The organism is Tardiphaga sp., from assembly GCF_028290785.1.
Classification (GTDB): domain Bacteria; phylum Pseudomonadota; class Alphaproteobacteria; order Rhizobiales; family Xanthobacteraceae; genus Tardiphaga.
Genome location: NZ_JAQGJD010000257.1, coordinates 1 through 2,859, shown reverse-complemented (window position 1 = coordinate 2,859; position 2,859 = coordinate 1). Strand labels below are relative to the sequence as shown.

Genomic DNA, 2,859 nt, shown 5'->3' with positions numbered 1-2,859 from the left:
GCCAGCACGCCTTCCGGCGCGCCGCCGGTACCGATGTAGATATCGACGCCGGACTTCTCGGGGTTGGCACAGTGGATCACGCCGGCGACGTCGCCGTCGTCGATCAGGCGCACCGCAGCGCCCGTCGAGCGGATCGCGGCGATGATCGGGGCGTGTCGCGGGCGGTCCAGCACCAGCGCCGTGATCGCGGAGGGATGCACACCCTTGGCCTTGGCGAGGCGTTTGATGTTCTCGTCCGGCGTCGCGTCGATGTCGATCACGTTCTTGTCGTAGCCCGGGCCGATTGCGATCTTCTGCATGTAGACGTCAGGGGCGTGCAGCAGCGTGCCGCCATCGGCCATCGCCATCGTAGCGATCGAGCCCGGCATGTCCTTGGCGCACAACGTGGTGCCTTCCAGCGGATCGACGGCGATATCGACCTTGGGGCCGGCGTTGATGCCGACCTTCTCGCCGATGAACAGCATCGGCGCTTCGTCGCGCTCGCCCTCGCCGATCACGATGGTGCCCTCGATCGGCATCTTGTTGAGCTCGCGGCGCATCGCATCGACCGCAGCCTGGTCGGCGGCCTTCTCCTGGCCCTGCCCGCGCAGACGCGCAGCGGACACCGCCGCACGCTCGGTCACGCGCACGATCTCGAGCGTCAGGATGCGTTCCAGCAGTTGCTGCGGCGGCACGGAAATATGGGTCGACATCGGCTAGCTCCTTCAACGTCACGGCGGGTCAGTGGACCCGGACAAGTCTTGGTCGGTCGTCAGTTCTTTTCGATTCGGATCACCTGTGGCCGGCCTGATATCACCTTGTCGCTCTGCACAGCCTGCAGCGCGCGGCGCATCGCGTCCTCGGATGTGGCGTAGGTGATCAGGATCACCGGCACGGGTGCCGATTTCTTGGCGGCACCATTGCCGTCAATCATGCCGTCAGGATGACGCTGCACGATCGACTCCAGTGAAATCTTTTGTTCCGCCAGTCGCGTCGCAATGCGCGCGGCGGTGCCGGCGAGATCTCGCGCCATCAGGCGGATGTAATAACCGCCCTCGTGCCGTTCCATCGGCGCCTTGGCGGTGACGGTGAGTTTGCCGACCGGACGGCCGAACGGCAGCGCGCGCACGCCGCGGGCGACGTCGGCGATATCGGCCAGCACGGCCGATGCCGTCGCCGCGCCGCCGGCGCCGGGGCCGACCAGCGTGATCGGCGAAATGCCGGCGCCATCGATGGTCACCGCATTGGTGACGCCCATAACCTGGGCGATCGACGACTTCAGCGGCACCATGGTCGGATGCACGCGCTGCTCGATGCCGGTCGCGGTGCGCACGGCAACGCCGAGCAGCTTGACGCGGTAGCCGAGTTCCGCTGCGGCACGCAGGTCGGCGGCGGCGATCGAGGTGATGCCCTCCACATAGACCGCGCTCTGCGCCACCTTGGTGCCGAACGCCAGGCTGGCTAGGATCGCGAGCTTTTGCGCGGTGTCGTGGCCATCAACGTCGAACGACGGATTGGCCTCCGCATAGCCGAGCCGCTGCGCGTCCTTCAGACACTCTTCGAACGACAGGCCCTCCTGCTCCATCCGGCTCAGGATGTAGTTGCAGGTGCCGTTGAGAATGCCGTAGACGCGGTCGATGCCAGTGCCGGCGAGGCCTTCGCGCAGCGTCTTCACCACCGGAATGGCGCCGGCCACCGCAGCTTCGTAATTCAGCGCGCCGCCATGCTTCTCCGCCAGTGCTGCCAGCTTCAGCCCGTGCTTGGCGATCAGCGCCTTGTTCGCTGTCACCACCGACTTGCCGGACGACAGCGCCGCCTCGATGGCGGACAGCGCGGGATCGCCGACGCCGCCCATCAGTTCGACGAAGCAATCGACCTCGGGATCGGTGGCGATCGCCATCGGATCCTTCGCCCAGCCGATGCCGCGCAGATCGACGCCGCGCTTCTTGGTTTTCGAGCGCGCGGTGACGGACACGACCTTGACGCCACGGCCGCAGCGCGCGGTCAGGACCTTGCCCTGTTGTTCGATGAGACGGACCACCTCGGCACCCACGGTGCCGAGTCCCGCTATGCCCACTCGGAGGGGTGCGACCATGTAACTGAGAACCTATTCGGAAAGGATCTTATTAACGGGCATGATCTGGCCCGAAAACCGGATTCCACTTTTCGGGATCATGCCTACCGCCGGGTGGCGAGAGGAACCACGTTGTGCAACGTTTCGAGGCCGCTTTCAAGGAAGCGGCGGACGCCGCGTGCGGCCTGGCGAATGCGTTGCTCGTTTTCGACCAGCGCGATGCGGACATAGCCCTCGCCGTGCTCGCCGAAGGCGACGCCGGGCGACACCACCACGCCGGATTTCTCCACCATCAGGGTGGCGAACTGCATGGAGCCCAACTCGGCGAACTTCGGCGGCAGCGGCGCCCAGGCGAACATCGAGGCCGACGGCGCCGGGACGTCCCAGCCAGCCTTGCCGAACGTGTCGACCATCACATCGCGACGCCTCTTGTAGGTCTCGCGCATCTCGCGAATGCAGTCGTCCGGGCCGTTCAGCGCGGCTGTCGCGGCTACCTGCACCGGTGTGAAGGCGCCGTAATCGAGATACGATTTGACCCGCGCCAGCGCCGCGATGATGCGCTCGTTGCCGACTGCAAAGCCCATCCGCCAGCCGGCCATGGAAAACGTCTTCGACATCGAGGTGAACTCGACGGTGACGTCGATCGCGCCGGGCACCTGCAGCACCGAGGGCGGCGGGTTATTGTCGTCGAAATAGACCTCGGCATAGGCCAGGTCCGACAGGATGTAGATCTCGTGCTTCTTCGCGAAGGCGACGAGGTCCTTGTAGAAGTCCAGGCTGGCGACCTGCGCCGTCGGGTTCGACGG

At 65.9% G+C, this 2,859-nt stretch carries 3 protein-coding genes; all 3 read right to left on the bottom strand.

Features of this window, described 5'->3' with window-relative positions:
• A partial coding sequence (locus JWR89_RS15935) for a fructose-bisphosphatase class II family protein (RefSeq protein WP_299717806.1) occupies positions 1-692 on the bottom strand: 692 nt, incomplete at its 3' end.
• 59 nt (positions 693-751) lie between these two features.
• Positions 752-2,074 (bottom strand): homoserine dehydrogenase, encoded by a 1,323-nt coding sequence (locus tag JWR89_RS15930; RefSeq protein ID WP_299717803.1) that lies wholly within the window; start codon positions 2,072-2,074, stop codon positions 752-754.
• A gap of 83 nt (positions 2,075-2,157) precedes the next feature.
• Positions 2,158-2,859: aminotransferase class I/II-fold pyridoxal phosphate-dependent enzyme (locus JWR89_RS15925; RefSeq protein WP_299717801.1), on the bottom strand; the 702-nt coding region annotated here is incomplete at its 5' end.

Bases quoted from the DNA above. Each gene is read 5' to 3' on its own strand.
- JWR89_RS15930 (WP_299717803.1), bottom strand. From the start codon at position 2,074: ATGGTCGCACCCCTCCGAGTGGGCATAGCGGGACTCGGCACCGTGGGT.